Genomic DNA, 19,615 nt, shown 5'->3' on the forward strand with positions numbered 1-19,615 from the left:
CCGCCTTTGTCATGGGGCGTCCGACCACAGGGGATCGTTTGATTTGCCTCGGGCCTGGGCGCTGGGCGACAGTGGATGCAGGCACCATGCACGGACGCATGGTTCTGCACGAAAGGATCCATCATGGCACTGCAACAGGCTCTCGTCACCATCACCGGCAATGTGGGCAACGACCCCACGCTCTATGGCAAAGACCCCGCCAAACCGGCGTGCGTCTTCAGAATGGGGTGCACGCGCCGGTATCTCGACAAAACCGGCACATGGCAACAGCTGCCCACCACATGGATTGCCGTCAAAGCGTTCCGTTCGCTCGCGCTCAACATCATGGGCTCCATCCGCAAAGGCAATCCGGTGATTGTCTGTGGTGTGCTCGGCACCGAGGAATGGGCGGGCGAGGACGGCGAGATGCATTCGCGGCTCGTCCTCGAAGCGAGCAATGTGGGGCACGACCTCAATTACGTCACCACGATCTGCCGCAGGATGGCGAAGGAGTCCACAGGTGAGGGCAACGACGAACGCGTGCAGGCGCCCGCGGCGCAGACCACGCCGCCGACGCCCGCAGATACAGAAGCGGCCGCACCGGTCGAATTGGTCGGTGCGGCCGCCATACCGCCAAGCCAGGGTGGGGGCGCCCCGGAAACCGCACCGCCTGCGCAATCCACGGCAGGAGGTGCGTCGGCCCAGCAACAGGTGGAATTCACCGATGAGAAGCCGCAGTTCTAGGGCGTTCAGGCTGGATTACCAGATGTGTACGCGTTCTTCGGGCTTGAGCCACATGCGGTCTTCGGGCGTCACGCCGAAGGCCTTGTAGAACAGGTCCACATTGCGCGCGATGCCGTTGGTGCGGTTCTCGGCCGGGGAGTGCGGGTCGATCTGCAGGTACTGTTCCGCCAGTTCGTCGCGGTTCTTGGTGCGCCAGATGGCCGCATAGCCCAGGAAGAAGCGCTGCAGACCGGTGAAGCCGTCGAGCACCGGGGCCTCGTCGAGCGCGGCCTCGATGCCGGCGGGCGATCCGTCGATCGGGCGTCCGGCCGCTTCGTCCAACGCGAAGGCGTAGGCCTTGAGCGCGATGTTGACGCCGCTCAGATCGCCGATGTTCTCACCGATCGTCAGCGCGCCGTTCACATGCGGAGCTTGCTCGGGGGAGTCCGAATACTTTTCCTGCAGCTGCACCGGCACGAACTGGTCGTACTGTTCGATGAGCGTCTTCGTGAGCTCCTGGAACCGCTGCTTGTCTTCGGCGGTCCACCAGTCCTCGAGCTTGCCTTCGCCGTTGAACTGCGCGCCTTGGTCGTCGAAGCCATGGCCGATCTCGTGGCCGATCACCGAGCCGATGCCGCCGTAGTTGACAGCGTCCTCAGCCTCAGGGTTGAAGAACGGCGGCTGCAGGATCGCTGCGGGGAACACGATGATGTTGAGCGTCGGCTCGTAATACGCGTTCACTGTTTGCGGGTTCATGAGCCACTCGTCCTTGTCCACCGGCTTGCCGCACTTGGCCATCTGGTAGCCGAACTCGTATGCGGCGGCGGCGCGCATGTTCTCGACGAGACCGGAGTCGGCATGCACGTCGAGCGCCGTGTAGTCGCGCCAGTGGTTCGTGTAGCCGATCTTCGCCTCGAAGTGGTCGAGCTTATCGAGCGCCTTGCGCTTCGTCTCGTCGCCGAGCCAGTCGCTGTTGAGGATTGAGACGTGGTAGGCCTCGATCAGATTGTGCACGAGCTCTTCCATGCGCGTCTTCGACGATTCGGGGAAGTGCTTGCGCACGTAGATGCGGCCCACGTCCTCACCGCAGATGCCGTTGACGAGCGAGACGCCGCGCTTCCAACGCACGCGCTGCTCCTTGGTGCCCGAAAGCGTCTTGCCGTAGAACTCGAAATTCGCGGAATCGAAGTCGCGGCTCAGCATGCTCGCGCGGCCCACGATCGTGTGCACACGCGCCCACAGCTTCAGGTCGTCGAGCTGGGCGTCGCGCCAGAACTCGTTGAGACCGGTGAAGAACGACGGCTCCATCACATTCACATGCGCGAGCGCGCCGAGCACATCCACCGCATAGGTGCCGGCCGTGGCGGACGCGTCGTAGGCGTGCTGCACGGCCTGCGCCCACGCCTCGATGCCGAAGTCGGCGAGCATCGCCTTGAGCTCGGCGAATTCGGTGGGGTTGTTCGTCTTCTGCGAGTCGCGCGTAGACACGTTGTCCCAGTGGTGCGCGGCGATTGCCGTTTCCACGTCGAGCAGCCGCTGGGCCTGCTCGCGCGCCTCGTCGTCGGCGTGCGCGTAGCCGGCATTGGTGAGCTGGCGCGCCACCATGCGCACATAGGCGTCACGGATCGGCGCGTAATGGTCCTCGCGGTAATACGCCTCGTCGGGCAGACCGAGTCCGCCCTGGCTCATGTGCATGATGTTCACGTCGGGGTTGTTGAAGTCGCCGAAGACGTCGAACCCGAACAGGTCGGGGCCACCGTACGGGCTCATCGCGCCGAGCGCCTCGGTCAGCTCCTCTTTTGATTTGGCGGCGTCGATCGCGTTCAGATCGTCTCGGATCGGCTCCACGCCGGCCTTTTCCACAGCATCGGTATCGAGGAACGAAGCATACAGCGCCTTCGATTTGGCGGCTTCGTCGCCGCTGGCTTCGAGGATGTCGCGGATTTGCTGCTCGGCGTTTTCGGCGAGGCGGTCGAACGAGCCGAAGCGCGAACGGTCGTCGGGCAGGATGTAGGTGTCGATCCACGGGCCGTTCACGTAGCGGAACAGGTCGTCTGCCGGCCTGATCACCGAAGAGAAGGAAGAGGGGTCAATGCCCGAAGAGAGCAGGGCATGCTCAGTGGTTGTGCTAATCATGGCTCCACACTATAGAGCTTTCCTGACATACCGCCGTTATGCCCAAGGCATGTGCGGTCATGGCAAAACCGGCTCCGCAAGGGGCGGGAGGGCACAGCTCCGCGGAATTGTCAAAGAGGATACGCTGACCGTAAAAAATGCAGGAAAGGGGCAGTCTGTCCCAAAAATAAGCGAGACTGGAAGAAGGTTCGACTGGTCGCTGAAACATGCGGACAGCCGGGAATCCTCACCACGCGTGCATCCCAGTTGCGGCTGGCGTTGTGCGCACAACAGAAAAGGAAGGAAGGGAACATATCATGTCCGCTCCATACCAAGACCCAAACAACAGCTTGTGGGACAGCCCGTTCAAGCTTGTCCAGGAGGCGCTGCCCACCGGTGCCAAGAACGCCGTGCGCATCGCCTACGCCATCATCGGCATCGCAGCGCTCGCGCTGGGCATCTGCCTGCTGGTGTGGCCGGGCGCCACACTCAAGGTGGCCTGCATTGTGCTCGGCATCTACTTCCTGGTCTCCGGCATCGTGCGTATCGTGAGCTCGATCGTTGAGGTCGGCCTGCCGGGCGGCTGGCGTGTGCTCGGCATCCTCATCGGCATCATCCTCGTGGTGGGCGGCGTCGTCGTGCTCAAGAACGTCACCATCTCCACGGCCATGCTCGCGGTCATGTTCACCCTTATCGTCGGCATCGGCTGGGTCATGGAAGGTGTGATGTCGCTCGTGGAATCCTGGCAGGTCCAGGGCTCCGGCTGGGCAATCGCCTATGGCATCATCTCGATCCTCGCCGGCTTTGTGCTGCTGTGCATGCCGATCGCATCCACCGTGTGGCTCATCATCTTCGGTGGCTGCGCCATGATCGTCATGGGCATCTTCGCGATCATCCGCGCATTCACCTTCGGCAAGGCCCCGAAGGCCCGCGCCAACTGATTGCGGCTTGGCCCGCTTCACTTCACAGGCCCGCCGGCATACCGCCGACGGGCCTTCGCATACCCGAGGCCTGGCCAGCGGTTGTAAGGCGCGGGGGATAGGCTGAAAGCGGTTTTGCACACAGGCATACACAAGTCATACGTACAAAGGTGGCATATTCCATGATCGAACTGAAGACCAACACCGAAATCGAGGAGATGAAGCCGGCAGGGCGATTCGTCGGCGGGATCCTGCACGACCTGCAGGAGTTCACCACAGTGGGCACCAACCTGCTGGAGATCGACGAATTCGTGCACCAGCGCATCGTGGACCGCCCGGGCGCCGAATCCTGCTATGTGGATTACGCGCCGGACTTCGGCACCGGTCCCTTCGCGCACTACATCTGCACGTCGGTGAACGACGCCGTGCTGCATGGCGTGCCGTACGACTACAACCTCAAAGACGGCGATCTGGTGAGCCTCGACCTCGCGATCAACGTGGACGGCTGGGTCGCCGACTCCGCCGTGAGCTTCGTCGTCGGCAAAGACAAGGACCCCGAGGACCTGCGCCTGATCAAGAGCACCCAGGAGGCGCTCGCTGCCGGCATCGCCGCAGCACAACCCGGCAACCGCCTCGGTGACATCTCGCATGCCATCGGCGACGTGGCGCGCGCCTATGGGTACCCGATCAACCTTGAATTCGGCGGCCACGGCGTGGGCCGCATCATGCACGGCGACCCACACGTGCCGAACGACGGCCGCGCGCACCACGGCTACAAGCTGCGCCCGGGCCTCGTGATCGCCATCGAACCGTGGTTCCTCAAGACGACCGACGAGATCTACCAGGACCCGAAGGACGGCTGGACGCTGCGCAGCGAGGACGGCTCCCGCGGCGCCCACAGCGAGCATACGATCGCGATCACCGAAAGCGGTCCGATTGTGCTCACGCAACGCGAAGGCGATCCGATCTCGGCTGAGTTCCGGGGCTGATCCCATCCAAACCATGCGGCCGGTCCGCACATCCGTGCGGACCGGCCGCATGGTCGTGGCGCCCATATTCCCGCGATGGCGGAGGGCTGGTGCTGCACGCGCTTTTGAGACGCGGGAGCGCCTCGAAACGCGAATACCCTATAGTGGTCGGCAATGTCCGGAGCCGGACGGCGTGCGGACCATACCCGGTCCCACCGAGGGACCGGTCTGAAGGAATCACCAACATACAGGAGGCGGCATGGGCGTAGCGCAGTTGCATGTGGAATCCAATCAGTTCGAATTGCCGGTCGTGCAGGCGAGCGCGGGGCCTGACGGCATCGTCATGTCGTCGCTGCGCAACGACAATTGGGTGTCGCTCGATCCAGGATTCCTGACGACCGCGCAGTGCGAGTCGAAGATCACCTACATCGACGGCGAGCATTCGATCCTGCGGTACCGCGGCTATCCGATCGAACAGCTGTGCGAACGTTCCGACTTCCTTGAGGTCTCGTGGCTGCTGCGCAACGGCGAACTGCCCACGGCCGCGCAGTACGAGAGGTTCGTCGACGACATCAACCACCATACGATGGTCGGTGAGGATTTCCGCACCTTCATGGGGTCGTTCCCGCGCGAAGCACAGCCGATGAGCGTCATGGCGTCCGCGATCAATGCGCTCGCCACCTTCAACCCCGACACGACCGACATCACCGATCCGGACCAGCTGGACGAGGCGGCCACGATCATCATGGCGAAGGCGCGCACGGTCGTCAGCTACATCCTGCGCCGCCGGCGCGACGAGCCGATGCTTTACCCGGATTACGCGCGCGGCTATGTCGATGATTTCATCCGCATGTGCTTCGCCGTGCCGTACGAGCAGTTCGAATCCGACCCGCTGTACGTGCACGCGCTCGGCCGTCTGCTCATCATCCACGCCGACCATGAGCAGAACTGTTCTACCTCTGTCGTGCGTATCGCCGGCTCCGCGCACGCGAACCTGTATTCTGCCGTGGCCGCCGGCATCAACGCGCTGTCCGGGCCGCTGCACGGCGGTGCGAACGAAGCGGCCCTGCGCCAGCTCATGGCGATCCGTGATTCCGGCATGAATGTGCGCGAATTCGTCGACCGCGCGAAGCTCAACGGCGACCGCATCTCCGGGCTGGGGCACCGTGTCTACAAGTCCTATGATCCGCGCGCGGCAATCGCGAAGCATTATCTGGGCAAGATCATGGAGCAGACGGACACGCTCAAACTGCTGCCGGGGGACGAGGAGCTGTTCGATGTGGCGCTGGAGCTTGAGGACATCGCGCTGCACGACGACTATTTCATCTCGCGTCACCTGTACCCGAACGTTGACTTCTACACCGGCCTGATCTACCGCGCGATTGGTTTCGGCCCTTCGATGTTCACGCCACTGTTCGCCTTGGGGCGCATCCCCGGCTGGATCGCCCAGTACCGCGAGATGCTCGCCGACCCGATGACGAAGATCGGCCGCCCGCGCCAGGTGTACACGGGCGAGGTACTGCGGGATTATGTGCCAATGGACGAGCGTGAATCGTAGCGCTCCTGTTTATTTATGGTATGGCTCGTGCGCGTTGATCTTGAAACCGCGGTAGACCTGCTCGAGCAGGATCACGCGCATGAGCTGGTGGGGGAACGTCATCTTCGAGAAGCTCAACAGCATGTTGGCACGTGTGAGCACGCGCGGGTCGAGGCCAAGTGAGCCGCCGATCACGAATTGCACATGGCTCACGCCGTGCAGTCCCCATTGCGCGATGTGCGCCGCGAGCTGTTCGCTTGTCAGTTGCTTGCCTTCGATGGCGAGCGCGACCACGTAAGCGTTGTCGCGCAGGTGTTTGAGGATGCGGTCGCCTTCTTTCGCCTTGATCTGTTCGTTCACCGCGTCCGAGGCATGGTCGGGTGTCTTTTCGTCGGCCACTTCGATGACGCTGATTTTGGTGAAGCGGGACAGCCGTTTGCTGTATTCGGCGATCGCGTCTTTGAGATAGCGTTCCTTGATCTTGCCCACGCAGACGATGTCGATGTTCATAGGGGCGCCTCCCACGGAAAGGGCACTCTGCTAAGCGAGATAGGTTTTGCATAATGGCGGAATTGCAACCTTTCGCAAAACCTATCTCGCTTAGCAGCGTGCCTGTATCGTATTAGTTCTTGTGCAACGCGTCGTTGAGTTCGATGCCGCTCTTGCGCGGGCGGGCCTGGATCGCGCCCGTGAGCGAATTGCGGATGAACAGGATGTTGTTCTTGCCGCTCAGGTCGGCGCCCTTGACCACGTCGAGGTCCACGCCGGCCGCGGCCTTCTCCCTGTCGAACACCTCGATCTTGGTGCCCGCGGTCACATAGAGGCCGGCTTCTACCACGCAGTTGTCGCCAAGGGAGATGCCGATGCCCGCGTTGGCGCCCAGCAGCGAATGCTCGCCGATCGAGTTGCGCAGCTTGCCGCCGCCCGAAAGGGTGCCCATGATCGAGGCGCCGCCACCGACGTCGGAGCCGTCTCCGACGACCACGCCTTGCGACACACGGCCTTCGATCATGCACGTGCCCAGTGTGCCGGCGTTGAAGTTCACAAAGCCGGCGTGCATCACGGTGGTGCCTTCGCTCAGGTAGGCGCCCAGACGCACGCGGTCGCCATCGCCGATGCGCACGCCGCTGGGCACCACATAGTCGAGCATGCGCGGGAACTTGTCGATCGCGAGCACGTTCACCTCGGCGCGCATGCCCGGCATGCCGGATTCCGCGCCCGCGGCCATCACATCGAGGCGGCGCTGCGTGAAGTCCTCCACGGCGAACGGGCCGTAGTTGGTCCACACCACGTTGTTGAGCTTGGCGAAGATGCCGTCGAGGTTGAGGGTGTTGGGCTTGGCCAGGCGCATGCTCATCAGGTGCAGGCGCAGGTAGGCGTCGGCCGTGCTCTCAATCGGCTCATCCAGATTGGATTCGGTGAACACCGGCAGGCGGCGCACCCCGCGCAGGTCCGGTCCTTCGTGCACGAGCGCGCCGAACCCGTGGTTCGGGCGGTCGGCTTCGGCGGGCGCCGCGCCCAGCTGCGCTTTCGGATACCATACATCCAGTGTGTTGCCGGCGGCGTCGATGCTCGCCAGACCCCAGCCCCACGCCTTGCGCTGTTCGGCCATAGTGTCTCCTTCATGCTTATGTGCAGTGCCGCGGCCACTCCGCGCACTTCCAAGGCCCCACGATACAACGCGGCCGGCGCAACCATACCGAGCCGTCTTACCGCCGCGAGCATAGAACCGTTGGCTCGGGTAGCGGATGCAGTATACTCAGTGAGCTGTGAGCGCCAATAAGAACTTTCAAGACCAGCACCGTGAGGGGCACAGCCATGATGCCACGCGCATCGTGGCCATTGTGGTTGCCGTCGCACTGATGCTGAGCTTCGCCGCGCCGTTCGTATTCGCCGGTCTTTGACCACGCGGGCCACTGTGACGCCCCGCGCGCCAGTCGCCACATTCACCGTCGATCCGTGCCCTATCGGGGCCGTGAGACAGGCCGTAAGGCCCATCACCACAGCTGAACAACACGAACGAATCATCATAGAAGCGAGAACATCATGGCAGAATTCGATTACACCCAGGCCATCGCCGACGCGCGCGCGAAGTATGAATCCATCGCGCTCGCGCTCGACATCGACCGTATGAAGCAGCAGGAACAGGACCTGGAGGTGGAGGCGAGCGCCCCCGGCCTGTGGGACGACCCGGAGAACGCGCAAAAGATCACGTCCAAGCTCTCCGCCGTGCAGTCGCAGCTCAAGCGGCTCGCGAGCGCGCAGCAGCGCATCGAGGACGTGGAGACGCTTGTGGAGCTCGGCCAGGAGGAAAACGACGCCGACACGCTGAGCGAGGCGCAGAACGAGGTCGAGGGCATTCAGAAGGACCTCGACGACATGGAGATCCAGACGCTCATGGACGGCGAGTACGACGAGCGTTCCGCCGTGGTGACGATCCGCTCGGGCGCCGGCGGTGTGGATGCCGCGGACTTCGCGCAGATGCTGCTGCGCATGTACCTGCGTTGGGCCGAGCGCAACGGCTACAAGGCCAAGGTGATGGACACGTCTTATGCCGAGGAGGCGGGCATCAAATCCGCCACGTTCCAGGTGGACGCGCCGTACGCGTACGGCCGGCTTTCGGTGGAGGGCGGCACGCACCGCCTGGTGCGCATCTCGCCGTTCGACAACCAGGGCCGCCGCCAGACGAGCTTCGCCGCGGTGGAAGTGGTGCCGCTCGTGGAAGCGACCGACCATATCGACGTGCCGGAAAGCGAAATCCGCGTGGATACCTACTGCGCGTCTGGCCCTGGTGGCCAGGGCGTGAACACCACGTATTCCGCGGTGCGCATCACGCACATCCCCACGGGCATTGTGGTGACGATGCAGGATGAGCGTTCGCAGATCCAGAACCGCGCCGCCGCGATGGCCGTGCTGCAGTCGCGCCTGCTGGTGCTGCGCCATGAGGAGGAAGCGAAGAAGAAGAAGGAGCTCGCCGGCGACATCAAGGCCAGCTGGGGAGACCAGATGCGCTCGTACGTGCTGCATCCGTACCAGATGGTCAAGGACCTGCGTACCGGCTATGAGACCTCGCAGACCCAGGCCGTGTTCGATGGCGACATTGACGAGTTCATCCAGGAAGGCATCCGTTGGCGCCACGAACAGCGCCGCGAGGCCGCCGAGGAAGCCGACGAGTAACATTGGCCTCAGGAGCCTCGGACCACCCGCGAATGGAGATGCCATGGCGTTGATTTCGTTAGACCACGTAGACAAGATCTACCCCAATTCCACACGGCCTGCGCTCAAAGACATAGACCTGCACATTGACCGCGGCGATTTCGTGTTCCTCGTGGGTGCGTCCGGCTCGGGCAAAACGTCGTTGCTGCGCCTGCTGCTGCGCGAGGAGGAGGCGACCGCGGGTGAGATCCGCGTGGCCGGCTACGACCTGCGGCGCCTGCCCAACCGGCAGGTGCCGCAGTACCGGCGCTCGATCGGCATGATCTTCCAGGACTACAAGCTGCTGCCCAACAAAACCGTGTGGGAGAACGTGGCATTCGCGCTCGAGGTGATCGGCACGCCGCGTTCCGCCATCAAGTCGCTTGTACCGAAGGTCCTCAAGACCGTGGGGCTCACCGGCAAGGAGCACAACAAGCCGCAGGAGCTTTCGGGCGGCGAGCAGCAGCGCGTCACGATCGCGCGCGCCTACGTGAACCATCCGCAGATCCTGCTGGCCGACGAGCCGACCGGCAATCTGGACCCGACGACCTCGTTGGGCATCATGGAGGTGCTCGACGCGATCAACCGCACCGGCACCACCATCGTGATGGCCACGCACAACGAGGAGATCGTCAACTCGATGCGCAAGCGCGTGGTGGAATTGCACAACGGCGACATCGTGCGCGACCAGGCGCAGGGTGTGTATGATTCCGCCGAATACTTCCCGGACTCGCAGGTGGAGGCCAATGCGCAGCAGGCGCGCGCCGAAGCGCATATCGCCCCCGCCGAGTCCATCACCGTGCTCAGCGAGGCCAAGGACCGCAAGGAACGGCTCGCCAACGCGCAGTCGGTTGTGGACACCGTGAACCAGCTGTTGGCCAGCGATGTGAGCGACGCCGGCATCGAACGGCTCGCCAAGAACATGCACACCGGCAAGACCGGCCGCTACGGCGAGGCGTTCACTCCGGTCGAAGAGACACTTACATGGGGCAGTGGCCTCACGCTGGAGGAACTGGCCCAGCAAGAAGCCGACCAGAAGGAGGCGGAAGGAAAGGCGCCAGAGGTCGCCGAGCCGTCCGAGAAGTCCGCAGTTTCAGCGGCTTCCGAGTCCGCTCCAGCCACGCCGCCGGCGCCGCCGACCCCTCCGCAGCCGAAGCATAGGGGCGCCCATGCAGCCCCACTGGCCCCGCCCCAACCACCGAAAACCAACCCCACGCCTGACCCTCAGGAGACGCAGCAATGAGATTCCGGTTCATACTCACCGAAACATGGACGAGCCTGCGGCGCAATGTGCCGATGCTGCTTTCGGTCATGCTCGTCACGTTCATCTCGTTCCTGTTCATCGGCGCATCGCTGCTCACGCAGGCGCAAATCACCAAGGCGAAGGGCGATTGGTACGACAAAGTGGAAGTGGTGGTGTGGCTGTGCCCCGATGGCACGAGCCAATCTGCCAACTGCGCCACGGGCAAGGCCGCGACCACGCAGCAGATCAACGACCTGCAGAAGGTGATCCAGGACGAACTCGGCGACGACGTCTCTGAAACGCGCTTCCTGAGCCGGGAGGACTTCTACAAGCAATCGTTCACCAAGCAGTACCCGAACGGCGAATACCAAGGACGCACGCTCACCGCGGCCGACATGCAGGATTCGCTGTGGTTGCGGCTTAAGAACCCCGAGAAATACAAGGTGGTCTCCGAAGTGCTGTCGGGGCGTGACGGCGTGGAAGAAGTCGTGGACCAACGCCAGATCTTCGAACCGGTGTTCGCTGTGCTCAACCGTGCCACCGCGGCCACGGCCATGCTGGCTGGTGTGATGGTCATTGTGGCGATTCTGCTCACCAGCACCACCATCCGCATGTCGGCGGCCTCACGCAGTGAAGAGACCGAGATCATGCGCCTGGTGGGTGCGTCGAACTGGACGATCCGTCTGCCGTTCGTGCTGGAAGGCGTGGTGGCCGCGCTCGCCGGCTCGATTCTCTCGTGCGTGTCGCTCGGCGTGCTCGTCAAGGTGTTCATCACCGATTGGCTCGCCAAATCGGTCACATGGATTCCGTACATCAACCAGACCACGGTCTGGATGATCACACCGGTGCTGATCGTGGGCGCCGTGCTGCTGTCGGTGATCGCCTCGTCGGTCGCTCTGCGCCGTTATCTCAAGGCGTAACGTGCACGGCGCGTCATGCTGTACAGCAAGCTGGCGCGCCGCGTATTTTGGAGATTGTGTAAAAGCCTCGGCACGGCTGGCACGAACCCGGGTGTTGCGCGCGGATGGGTGTTAGGGTGTTGACTATCGCAAACGAAAGGGTATGGATGCTTCACGGTACCAAGAAATCCTCTGTGATCACCTCTGCTCTCTTGAGCATCGCGTGCGCGGCGTCGCTTGCCGTGGCACCGCTCATGCCGGTGCAGGTCGCACACGCGGACACATACAGCGACCTTATCAACGCGCAGAACTCGCAGCAGGCGAGCGCCCAGCGAGAAAGCGAACTACGTTCCCAGCTTGCAGGTGTGAGCAGCGACTTGGCTGACACGATTGTGCAGCTCGACGACCTGACGAACAACAAGATCCCGGCCGCACAGCAGAAGGTGTCGCAGGCCAACGCCGCAGCCGCGGCCGCCAAGAGCGAGGCGGATGACGCCGCTGAGCGTCTCAAGGCCGCACAGAAAGACAAGTCGGACCTCGAGGCGAAGATCAAGCAGACCGGCGAGGACTACGACGACGCCCATGCCGCGGTGGCGCAGATGGCGCGTGAATCGATGCACGGTTCCGATACGTCCGATGTGATGAGCGTGATGACCGGGGCGACCGATACGAAGGAATTCATCCAGTCGATGCAGTCGCGTGACGCGCTGTCGCGCAACGAGGCGAATGCCGCATCCGACGCCGCCGATGACCTGAGCACCTCGATGAACCGTGGTGAGCGTCTCAAGGCGATCGAACAGAAGATCACCAAGCTCAAAGCCGACGCCGACACCAAGGCCGCGGCCGCCCAGAGCGCCGCCGAGTCCGCACAGCAGGAGCGCGACGCGCTCAACAAGCTGCGCGCCGACGGCGAAAGCCAGCGCACGGCGCTGGAAGGACGCAAGAGCGAGCTTTCCGATGCCGCGGCACAGGAAGCCGCCCAGCAGGTGATCCTGCAATCCCAGCTTGATTCGCTCAACGAACAGTGGGTCGCCGAGCAGGAGGCCGCCGCCCAGCAGGTGCAGCAGGTGACCCCGCAAGGTACCACGCGCCCGGCCGGAACGACGACGCCGGCGCAGCCGTCTACACCATCGCAGCCCGCGCAGCCGGTGACACCGTCGCAACCGGCGCAGCCATCCGCGCCATTGCAGCCTTCACGCCCTGTCACGCCTTCCGGCGGATCGTCGGGCGGTCAGGGCACGTCGAACGGCGACTACGGCAATGCATACGCCGCCGGCCAGTGCACATGGTGGGCGTACGAGCGCCGTAAGCAGATGGGTATCGGCACGCCGTCGTACTTGGGCAATGGTGGTGATTGGTGGCGCAATGCGCCGGCTTACGGCCTGCGTACGGACCACACGCCGCAGGTGGGTGCCGCGCTTTCGTTCCTGCCCGGTCAGGAGGGCGCGTCCTCGCCGTGGGGCCATGTGGCCGTTGTGGAGAGCGTGGGCAGCAATTCCATTACGATTTCCGAATCGAATGTGGCCGGTCTCTATACCATCACGTACCGTACACTGTATAACCCCGGGAGGTTCTGGTACGTGCACTGAGGCTCGGTGCACGATTGTGTGAGGAGTAGACAGTGGCGAAGCAGAACAAACAGGACGACAGCATCCAACTGATCGCGCAGAACAAGCGCGCGCGGCACGACTATGCCATCGAAGACACCTATGAGGCGGGTCTGGTCTTGACCGGCACTGAGGTCAAATCGTTGCGCGAAGGCCGCGCCTCGCTCGCCGAATCGTTCATCGCGATCGACAAGCGCGGCGAGATCTGGCTCGAAGGCGCCAATATTCCCGAATACCTCAACGGTACGTGGAATAACCACGCGCCCAAGCGTAAGCGCAAGCTGCTGCTGCACTCCCATCAGATCGAAAAACTCGCGCGCCAGACGCAGGCGAAGGGCTATACCATCGTGCCGCTGAGCCTGTATTTCAAGGACGGGCGCGTCAAGGCGCAGATCGCGCTCGCCCGCGGCAAGAAGGAATTCGACAAGCGTCAGGCATTGCGCGAGGAACAGGACAAGCGCGAAGCCCAGCGCGTCATGCGTTACAAGAACATGCACGCGCGCGGTTGAGCCGACCGTCTGCCTATGCAACGACCCCGCTGATTGTGGCGGGGTCGTTGCATAGGGGGAGTGCGGGGCAGGCGCTTACCTGGGCGCATAGGAACCCAGGGTATTGATTGAGGTTCCAGGTTGCCTTTGCGCCAGTAGTCGTGTCTGCCTGTTGCGGATGCGGACGGGCATCTGCACCGCGAGCCCACGTGGAACCCATACCCGCTGTTGGATGATGAACCTCGGCCCGCCCATGACGAAAGTCATCTTCAGGGCCGTCAAACATGACAATCGTCTGCAACTGTCCGAAATCACGGGCCGTGTCTGATATTTCAGACAGTTGGCCATGGCGGTCATCCATGATCCCTCGCGGCGGCCATGGCCGAATCCTCTGCTGGCACACGCCACCCGGACGCCACCGACAGAAGGCTTTTGGTTCCTATATGCGCCTACTTGGCGTTGAGCTGCTCCCACTGTGCGCGTGTCATCCTGTTCTCGTGGCCTGTGCGCACCTCATGCAGCAGCGGCACCGGCACATTCGGCGTGACGCTCACCGGCTCGAAGCCGAGCTTCTGCTGTACGCGCGCCGATTTGGTGTTGCCTTCGTAGTAGGCGCACCAAACCGCAGAGAAACCCAGATCTTCAAACGCATGGCGCAGCAGTTCGCGCGCCGCTTCGGGGATGTACCCGTGGCCCCAGAACGGTTCGCCAATCCAGAACCCGAGTTCCGCCTGTGTCGTGTCGTCTTCGGGGAAGAGCGTTGAGCCGCCCGCAAGTTTTAGCGCAATCGCGCCAATGGCGGTGTCCGGGTCGCTGACGAGCACTATGGCGTAATCCTCCGGCCCGTTGAACACATTGCGGATCACACCAAGGCTGTCTTCGACGTCTTTGTGCGGCGGCCATCCCGCTGCCGGCCCGATGTTCGGATTCTTCGCGTACTCGTACAGTGCTTCGGCGTCTGATTCCCTCCAAGGTCGCAACACGAGTCGTTCGGTCTGCAATGTGGTCATGATTGCCTCTTCGCATGGTGTTCTATGGTCGGTTTTCCCAATCGTACCGACAGGTCGTGCCGTCACCATCTGACTCTCATCCCTGCGTATCATCCTCAAGGTTGAGGATGGCCTCGCGCAGGGTGCAGATTCATTCCCCAGCCCGATATGCCACGCCTTTCCAAACCCGTATCTTGTAATCATCAAGCAATACGGGAGCGCACTAAGCGCACGAATGAAAGGACAGAACAATGGGCTTCCTCAACATGATCTTCGGATTCGACCACACCACCACCGGCATTCCGGCCACGTCGATGAATTCGGCGGCCACCGTCTCCATCATGACCGAACTGGCCGAGCGCCAGGCGAAGTGAGCTACACTCGAACCACAACCAACCACAGCCACCGAAAGCGGGGCACCATGCCGAACACCCCAACCATTCAGCGCGACACCTTGACGCCGGAGCTGTTCCTGCGGTTGTACCGCTCGGTTGGCTGGGACGCTCCCGGCATTGACCAGGTGCGTACCGCGCTCGCCAATACAGCCGCCACGTTCACCGCAATGCTCAACGATGAGCCTGTGGGCATGGTCCGGCTGATTGGCGACGGTGGCATGTCGTTCTACATCAAGGATTTCGCCGTAGTGCCGTCCGCCCAGTCGCAAGGCGTGGGCCACGCACTGCTTGTCGAACTGGAATGCCATGTGCAGCAGTCAATCGCACCCGGCTGGGCGGTCAGCCTTGAGCTCATCTCCTCGCAAGGCGCCGTCGGATTCTACGAGCGGCATGGTTTTGAGGCGCGTCCCAACGAATGGGACGGCCCCGGCATGTTCAAGATGGTGCGCGCGTAATGCGCGTGCCGCGGAATGCGCTTCTTTCATGGATTGTGTATCTAACACAGTGAGCCCCGCCTTCATCCGCGCCTGTTTGGAGGTGCTTGCCGACCCGGCGTACAAGGCCTTCAACACGAAACTCATCCCGAACGTCGACCCAAGCACGATGATCGGCATTCGCGTTCCCGCGCTGCGCGCAGTCGCGAAAGACCTGCGTGGCGGCGATAGGGCCGTGGTGGAACGGTTTTTCGCGGACCTTCCCCACAAGTACTTCGAAGAGAACATGCTCCATGCGATCCTGCTTGGCGACGTGTGTGGTTCGGTGGAGGAGGCGATTGACGAGCTGACGCGATTCCTGCCGTATACGGACAACTGGGCGGTGACCGACACCATCCGCATCCGCGCATTGCGTCGTGCGAGTGCAGATGTGGATGCACAGATACTACTCAACCAGCTGGAACGCTGGATGCAAGCGTCCGCCACCTACACCGTGCGGTATGCCGTGGTCGAGTTGATGACCGATTTCCTTGACTCCCGTTTCGATGCAGCGCATCTGCGCCTCGTCGGCGGTATAGCTTCCAACGAGTATTACGTGAACATGGCCCGGGCTTGGTATTTCGCGACGGCACTCGCCAAGCAGTGGGAGAGTGCGTTGCCGGTGCTGCAGAAGCGCATCTTTGATCCGTGGACCCACAACAAGACCATCCAAAAGGCTTGCGAATCGTACCGGGTGACCCCGGAGCACAAGGCGCTGCTGCGTTCGTTGCGTGTGTAATGGCGGAAAAGGGCACATTCAAGGCGGTGCCACCATGCATCTGCGCTGGGGAGGAGCATTTTCTTGGCAGCGTCCCGGTATAAGCCGTGAAAACACACCGATCTACAGGCGTGATACTTGCCCCTGCCCAAGAAATTGCTCCTCCCCAGCGCAGATACAGTTGTCCACCTAGAAAACGCATTGACAAGAAGGCACCACAAACCCATCACGAGACCGGTAAACACCAGCGTGGCTGAACATCGAGGTCGTTTATGTTCAGAATCAGGTGCCGTTCTGAACATACGTTCCCTCCAAGTTCAACCAGCGACCCTATTTTGATGACGTTCGAAGTCACGTACTTATTAGTGTTTTGCTCAATTGGTATTGAAAGAGTGGGGCACACTTAACAAGAACGGTCAGAACACCTTGTAGTACTGCAGCAGTTCGTAGAGGCCGAGCAGAATCAGGATTGCGCCACCAAACGCGCCGCCCTTGGCACCGACCTTGTGACCGAGCTTATGCCCAACGAACATTGCCGGAACGGTGATGGCCAACGACACGAGCGCCGCGGAAAGCGAAGCCCACCAGATATCCAGCCTATGGCCAAGGGCGAGCGAGACGCCCACCGCGAGTGCATCCAGGCTCATCGTCAGCGAAAGAACCGACATGGATTTAACATCCATTTTTGCCAGCAGGTCCTGCTGCTTGGCGTCGTCACCGCTCTTGCTGAATGCCTCGCGCACCATGTTGGCGCCGATGAGCATGAGCAACCCGTCGGCGATCCATTCGGTGACGGCGCTCGATCCCTTGGAAAACAGGCTTGCGCCATAGAATCCGATGATGAGCATAACACCTTGGAACACGGCGAAATAGAGGTCTGTGATCCACGGGTCCACACGCCGCATGTGTTTGACCTGCACGCCTTTGATGGTGCCCACGGCGAGTTCGTCGAGCGAGACACTGACGCCGATGAGCAGGTATTTCAAATTCCACGGTCGCCTCCAAGCTGGTATCGCTTACACACGTCAGCCTAGTGACTTCACGGTGTTGGGTGGCAATGTGCGCTCGCCGCGTATCGGCAGGTTGTGAGCAGAGTGGTTCCATGCACCAAGATGTCCCGTGAAAACAGAGGCGTTTCCCGTTAGAGTGTGAGGGGCGGAGCCGTCCATTCCGCCGAAGAGAGATGAGGAGCCCTGATGACGCAGAGCATGGAGACCCAGACGATGCTGCCTGCACAACACGAGGATGTTGAAGACAAGCGCAAGGCCTGCCCGGTCAGGGCATGGGCGGAGCAGCATAAGACGCTGCTCATCGTGTGCTTCGGCGTGCTTCTGCTGCTGATGCTCGGCAACCGCAAGACCGTGCTGAACATCGCGAACCAGCCGTCGCAGGCGGGTGGCAACACGGCGAAAGCGATGGTCATCGACAGCCATGGATTCTCGATGTTCCAGTGGATCGTCATCGGCAATGGCTCGAACAACCACCCGACGAACAGCGGCAACACGACATGTTGAGGCTCATATCAGATCGTCCCACTGCTCCATCGCGCGCTTCCAATGCCGAATCTTCGTGCGGAAGGTCGTGAACGGAGCTACTGTATTGATGTGGATCCATTTCCATACCGGCCATGATGACTGGGTCGAGGACGCCCATTGACGTTGTCCCGCCTCGAAGAGCTCCTGCTGTGAGAACGAGGTGACCATCCAGCAGATATGGTTGACCTGTTCGTGGAAGGTGTCGATCATCTGTTGCGGAGCGACATCCTGCCAAGTTACGTAGAAGCTCTCATACAGTTTGCCCAACTGGTTCCATGCGTATCCTTCAGCGGGCATGGCCGCCACATGTCCCTGCTCTTCAGCGTGTTCCCATTCAAGCAGCAGATTCATCCATCCCAGTTGGTAGGCGAGCATCTGGCGCGGGGTGCGGTCGTCCACGTCGGGCTGCAGTGTGTCCCAATACTGATCAGGGATGTCCCCGAATTCGCTGATGAATTTGTTGCCTTGCCTGATGATTGCGTCTATGAGCTCTGTACCCGATTCATACGATGGCATGATGCTCCTTCCCGTATGGTGTTGCATGGCTATGAGCTTGTGCCTTGGCAGGCGGCAATGGACATTCCCCTACCGTGGTCTGTTGAAGTGGCGATCGATCATCTCGGACTCTCCTATTCAATGCTGTTTGCGGGCACGGGTCGGTGTGCCCCTGTGGTCATTGAAGTATATGTGCCTGATTGGCGAGGTCAAACTAATCTTGCGAGTCCTCTGATATTGTCTGGACATAGAGGGGAATAATAGACTGAAATTCTGTATAACTGAATGGCTATGCATGGAATCGGTGTGCATGCGCTGCGCGCCGGCGGCCAGAAGCCATGGAATGACTAGGGAGGTCACTCCAATATCTCCGTGAGGCGTTGCGTGAGCGCTTCCGACGATGCAAGCGCATACAGGTCGCTGGAGAGCTCGTCGATGATCGCCGGCGCAAGCGCATCCGTCAGCGCCCGACCATTCCCGTCGAATCGCTGGAACAGCGCGCGATAGAGCGGTGAGTCATGCCGTATGCGCGTGACTGAATATGCGCCGTCTTCGAGTGCCCACGCCACCTCTGTGTGCTCGTCGTCATTGAGTTCCGTTTTGCCCGGGTAGAGCGCCTGCTCCATGAGCGAGTAGAGCACGTCGAGCAGGTCAATGCGGTCGGTGGACGCGCCTTCGTCGAGTGTGCGCGCGATGAGCCGCGGGTCGATTTGCTCGATTGATTGCATGTAATCAGCGGGTAGATGAGGTCCTTGCGCGCGTGTGAACGATGCCATGCCCCACATCGTAAGGGAGGAGCCTGGCATCTGCGGCGCAGATCGTGTCGGCGAGGATGTGCGTTGTATCCTGGATCCAGCTATTGCCTGCGAATAAGGGGAACTATGACCGGTGGACCTGAAGAACCAAAACTGATCCGTGTCGTCGGCGCTGCGATTGTCAAGGATAGCAAAGTGCTGTGCGCGCAACGGGGGACAGGAAAGACGCTGGCAGGATATTGGGAGTTTCCCGGCGGCAAGATCGAAGCAGGAGAGACTCCACAGCAGGCCCTTCGGCGCGAAATCGAAGAGGAACTGCTCTGTGAAATCAATGTTGATGTGGAAGTGTGCACAAGCGATTACCTTTACAATTTCGGACGCGTGGAGCTCACCACATTCCTATGCCATCTCATTGAAGGTTCTCCCAAGCTGACGGAACATGCACGCATGGTTTGGGTAGAGCCTGCGGATATGCCGCAATTGAACTGGGCGCCAGTGGATCACGATGCTGTCGAACACATTTCGAAAATGACGATCTGACCGATCAACAAACCATACAATCAGAGTTCATATGCGGAGAG

General features: G+C 61.6%; 22 protein-coding genes. 15 read left to right on the top strand and 7 right to left on the bottom strand.

Features of this window, described 5'->3' with window-relative positions:
* The first annotated feature begins 123 nt into the window (after positions 1–123).
* A complete protein-coding gene (locus BPSG_RS08275; RefSeq protein WP_051591975.1) occupies positions 124–723 on the top strand; it encodes a single-stranded DNA-binding protein in 600 nt (199 codons plus the stop codon).
* A 15-nt stretch (positions 724–738) separates the two neighbouring features.
* Here the strand turns inward: BPSG_RS08275 and BPSG_RS02405 are convergent, their stop codons facing one another.
* Positions 739–2,838 (bottom strand): M13 family metallopeptidase, encoded by a 2,100-nt coding sequence (locus BPSG_RS02405; RefSeq protein ID WP_033502127.1) that lies wholly within the window; start codon positions 2,836–2,838, stop codon positions 739–741.
* Between the two features lie 296 nt (positions 2,839–3,134).
* Between BPSG_RS02405 and BPSG_RS02410 the strand changes: the two genes are divergently transcribed.
* The 3 genes from BPSG_RS02410 (at position 3,135) to BPSG_RS02420 (ending at position 6,263) form a co-directional block, all read left to right on the top strand.
* On the top strand, positions 3,135–3,758 hold the full coding sequence (locus BPSG_RS02410) for an HdeD family acid-resistance protein (RefSeq protein ID WP_026643462.1): 624 nt from the start codon (positions 3,135–3,137) through the stop codon (positions 3,756–3,758).
* Positions 3,759–3,919: 161 nt separating this feature from the next.
* Positions 3,920–4,726: a type I methionyl aminopeptidase gene (gene map / locus BPSG_RS02415; RefSeq protein WP_026643461.1), complete on the top strand. Its 807-nt coding sequence runs from the start codon at positions 3,920–3,922 to the stop codon at positions 4,724–4,726.
* A gap of 238 nt (positions 4,727–4,964) precedes the next feature.
* Entirely contained in the window at positions 4,965–6,263 is a 1,299-nt protein-coding gene (locus tag BPSG_RS02420; protein WP_026643460.1) for a citrate synthase, read from the top strand.
* Positions 6,264–6,272: 9 nt separating this feature from the next.
* Here the strand turns inward: BPSG_RS02420 and rlmH are convergent, their stop codons facing one another.
* The gene (rlmH, locus tag BPSG_RS02425; RefSeq protein WP_026643458.1) at positions 6,273–6,752 is read right to left on the bottom strand and encodes a 23S rRNA (pseudouridine(1915)-N(3))-methyltransferase RlmH; all 480 of its coding nucleotides are present in this window, start codon (positions 6,750–6,752) and stop codon (positions 6,273–6,275) included.
* Between the two features lie 112 nt (positions 6,753–6,864).
* A complete protein-coding gene (gene dapD / locus BPSG_RS02430; protein ID WP_026643457.1) occupies positions 6,865–7,854 on the bottom strand; it encodes a 2,3,4,5-tetrahydropyridine-2,6-dicarboxylate N-succinyltransferase in 990 nt (329 codons plus the stop codon).
* Between the two features lie 157 nt (positions 7,855–8,011).
* Between dapD and BPSG_RS08895 the strand changes: the two genes are divergently transcribed.
* The 6 genes from BPSG_RS08895 to smpB all read left to right on the top strand — a co-directional run bounded on the left by BPSG_RS08895 (position 8,012) and on the right by smpB (position 13,695).
* Positions 8,012–8,146: a hypothetical protein gene (locus tag BPSG_RS08895; protein WP_022858536.1), complete on the top strand. Its 135-nt coding sequence runs from the start codon at positions 8,012–8,014 to the stop codon at positions 8,144–8,146.
* A 142-nt stretch (positions 8,147–8,288) separates the two neighbouring features.
* The gene (prfB, locus tag BPSG_RS02435; RefSeq protein WP_022858537.1) at positions 8,289–9,419 is read left to right on the top strand and encodes a peptide chain release factor 2; all 1,131 of its coding nucleotides are present in this window, start codon (positions 8,289–8,291) and stop codon (positions 9,417–9,419) included.
* Positions 9,420–9,462: 43 nt separating this feature from the next.
* Complete coding sequence (ftsE, locus tag BPSG_RS02440; RefSeq protein WP_026643456.1) at positions 9,463–10,680, top strand: cell division ATP-binding protein FtsE; 1,218 nt, start codon at positions 9,463–9,465, stop codon at positions 10,678–10,680.
* Positions 10,677–11,600, top strand: coding sequence for a permease-like cell division protein FtsX (ftsX, locus tag BPSG_RS02445; RefSeq protein ID WP_026643455.1), 924 nt, complete (start codon positions 10,677–10,679; stop codon positions 11,598–11,600). Before ftsE ends, ftsX begins: the two co-directional genes overlap by 4 nt.
* Positions 11,601–11,746: 146 nt before the next feature.
* The gene (locus BPSG_RS02450) at positions 11,747–13,168 is read left to right on the top strand and encodes a CHAP domain-containing protein (RefSeq protein WP_026643454.1); all 1,422 of its coding nucleotides are present in this window, start codon (positions 11,747–11,749) and stop codon (positions 13,166–13,168) included.
* Between the two features lie 32 nt (positions 13,169–13,200).
* Positions 13,201–13,695: an SsrA-binding protein SmpB gene (smpB, locus tag BPSG_RS02455; protein ID WP_051591974.1), complete on the top strand. Its 495-nt coding sequence runs from the start codon at positions 13,201–13,203 to the stop codon at positions 13,693–13,695.
* 428 nt (positions 13,696–14,123) lie between these two features.
* On the opposite strand, the gene BPSG_RS02460 is transcribed toward smpB, so the two are convergent.
* Positions 14,124–14,684, bottom strand: coding sequence for a GNAT family N-acetyltransferase (locus BPSG_RS02460; RefSeq protein ID WP_026643451.1), 561 nt, complete (start codon positions 14,682–14,684; stop codon positions 14,124–14,126).
* 230 nt (positions 14,685–14,914) lie between these two features.
* Between BPSG_RS02460 and BPSG_RS08900 the strand changes: the two genes are divergently transcribed.
* From BPSG_RS08900 to BPSG_RS02470, 3 genes are read left to right on the top strand one after another with little or no spacing between them, the layout of a single operon-like run.
* Complete coding sequence (locus BPSG_RS08900) at positions 14,915–15,037, top strand: hypothetical protein (RefSeq protein WP_022858543.1); 123 nt, start codon at positions 14,915–14,917, stop codon at positions 15,035–15,037.
* Between the two features lie 47 nt (positions 15,038–15,084).
* Positions 15,085–15,513 carry a GNAT family N-acetyltransferase gene (locus BPSG_RS02465; RefSeq protein WP_026643450.1) on the top strand — a complete coding sequence of 143 codons (429 nt, stop codon included), beginning with the start codon at positions 15,085–15,087 and terminating at the stop codon, positions 15,511–15,513.
* 28 nt (positions 15,514–15,541) lie between these two features.
* The gene (locus tag BPSG_RS02470; RefSeq protein WP_051591973.1) at positions 15,542–16,270 is read left to right on the top strand and encodes a DNA alkylation repair protein; all 729 of its coding nucleotides are present in this window, start codon (positions 15,542–15,544) and stop codon (positions 16,268–16,270) included.
* A 395-nt stretch (positions 16,271–16,665) separates the two neighbouring features.
* Here BPSG_RS02470 and BPSG_RS02475 read toward each other — a convergent pair whose 3' ends face one another.
* A complete protein-coding gene (locus BPSG_RS02475; RefSeq protein WP_026643448.1) occupies positions 16,666–17,235 on the bottom strand; it encodes a manganese efflux pump MntP in 570 nt (189 codons plus the stop codon).
* Between the two features lie 210 nt (positions 17,236–17,445).
* Between BPSG_RS02475 and BPSG_RS02480 the strand changes: the two genes are divergently transcribed.
* A complete protein-coding gene (locus BPSG_RS02480) occupies positions 17,446–17,763 on the top strand; it encodes a hypothetical protein (protein ID WP_026643447.1) in 318 nt (105 codons plus the stop codon).
* Between the two features lie 3 nt (positions 17,764–17,766).
* On the opposite strand, the gene BPSG_RS02485 is transcribed toward BPSG_RS02480, so the two are convergent.
* Both BPSG_RS02485 and BPSG_RS02490 read right to left on the bottom strand, forming a co-directional pair.
* A complete protein-coding gene (locus BPSG_RS02485) occupies positions 17,767–18,300 on the bottom strand; it encodes a ClbS/DfsB family four-helix bundle protein (protein WP_026643446.1) in 534 nt (177 codons plus the stop codon).
* 335 nt (positions 18,301–18,635) lie between these two features.
* Complete coding sequence (locus BPSG_RS02490) at positions 18,636–19,055, bottom strand: hypothetical protein (protein WP_236822935.1); 420 nt, start codon at positions 19,053–19,055, stop codon at positions 18,636–18,638.
* A gap of 105 nt (positions 19,056–19,160) precedes the next feature.
* Here BPSG_RS02490 and BPSG_RS02495 point away from each other — a divergent pair, with 105 nt between their 5' ends.
* Positions 19,161–19,574, top strand: coding sequence for a (deoxy)nucleoside triphosphate pyrophosphohydrolase (locus BPSG_RS02495; protein ID WP_026643443.1), 414 nt, complete (start codon positions 19,161–19,163; stop codon positions 19,572–19,574).
* Positions 19,575–19,615: the final 41 nt, after the last annotated feature.

It is taken from the genome of Bifidobacterium pseudolongum subsp. globosum (genome assembly GCF_000741295.1).
GTDB classification, from domain to species: domain Bacteria; phylum Actinomycetota; class Actinomycetes; order Actinomycetales; family Bifidobacteriaceae; genus Bifidobacterium; species Bifidobacterium globosum.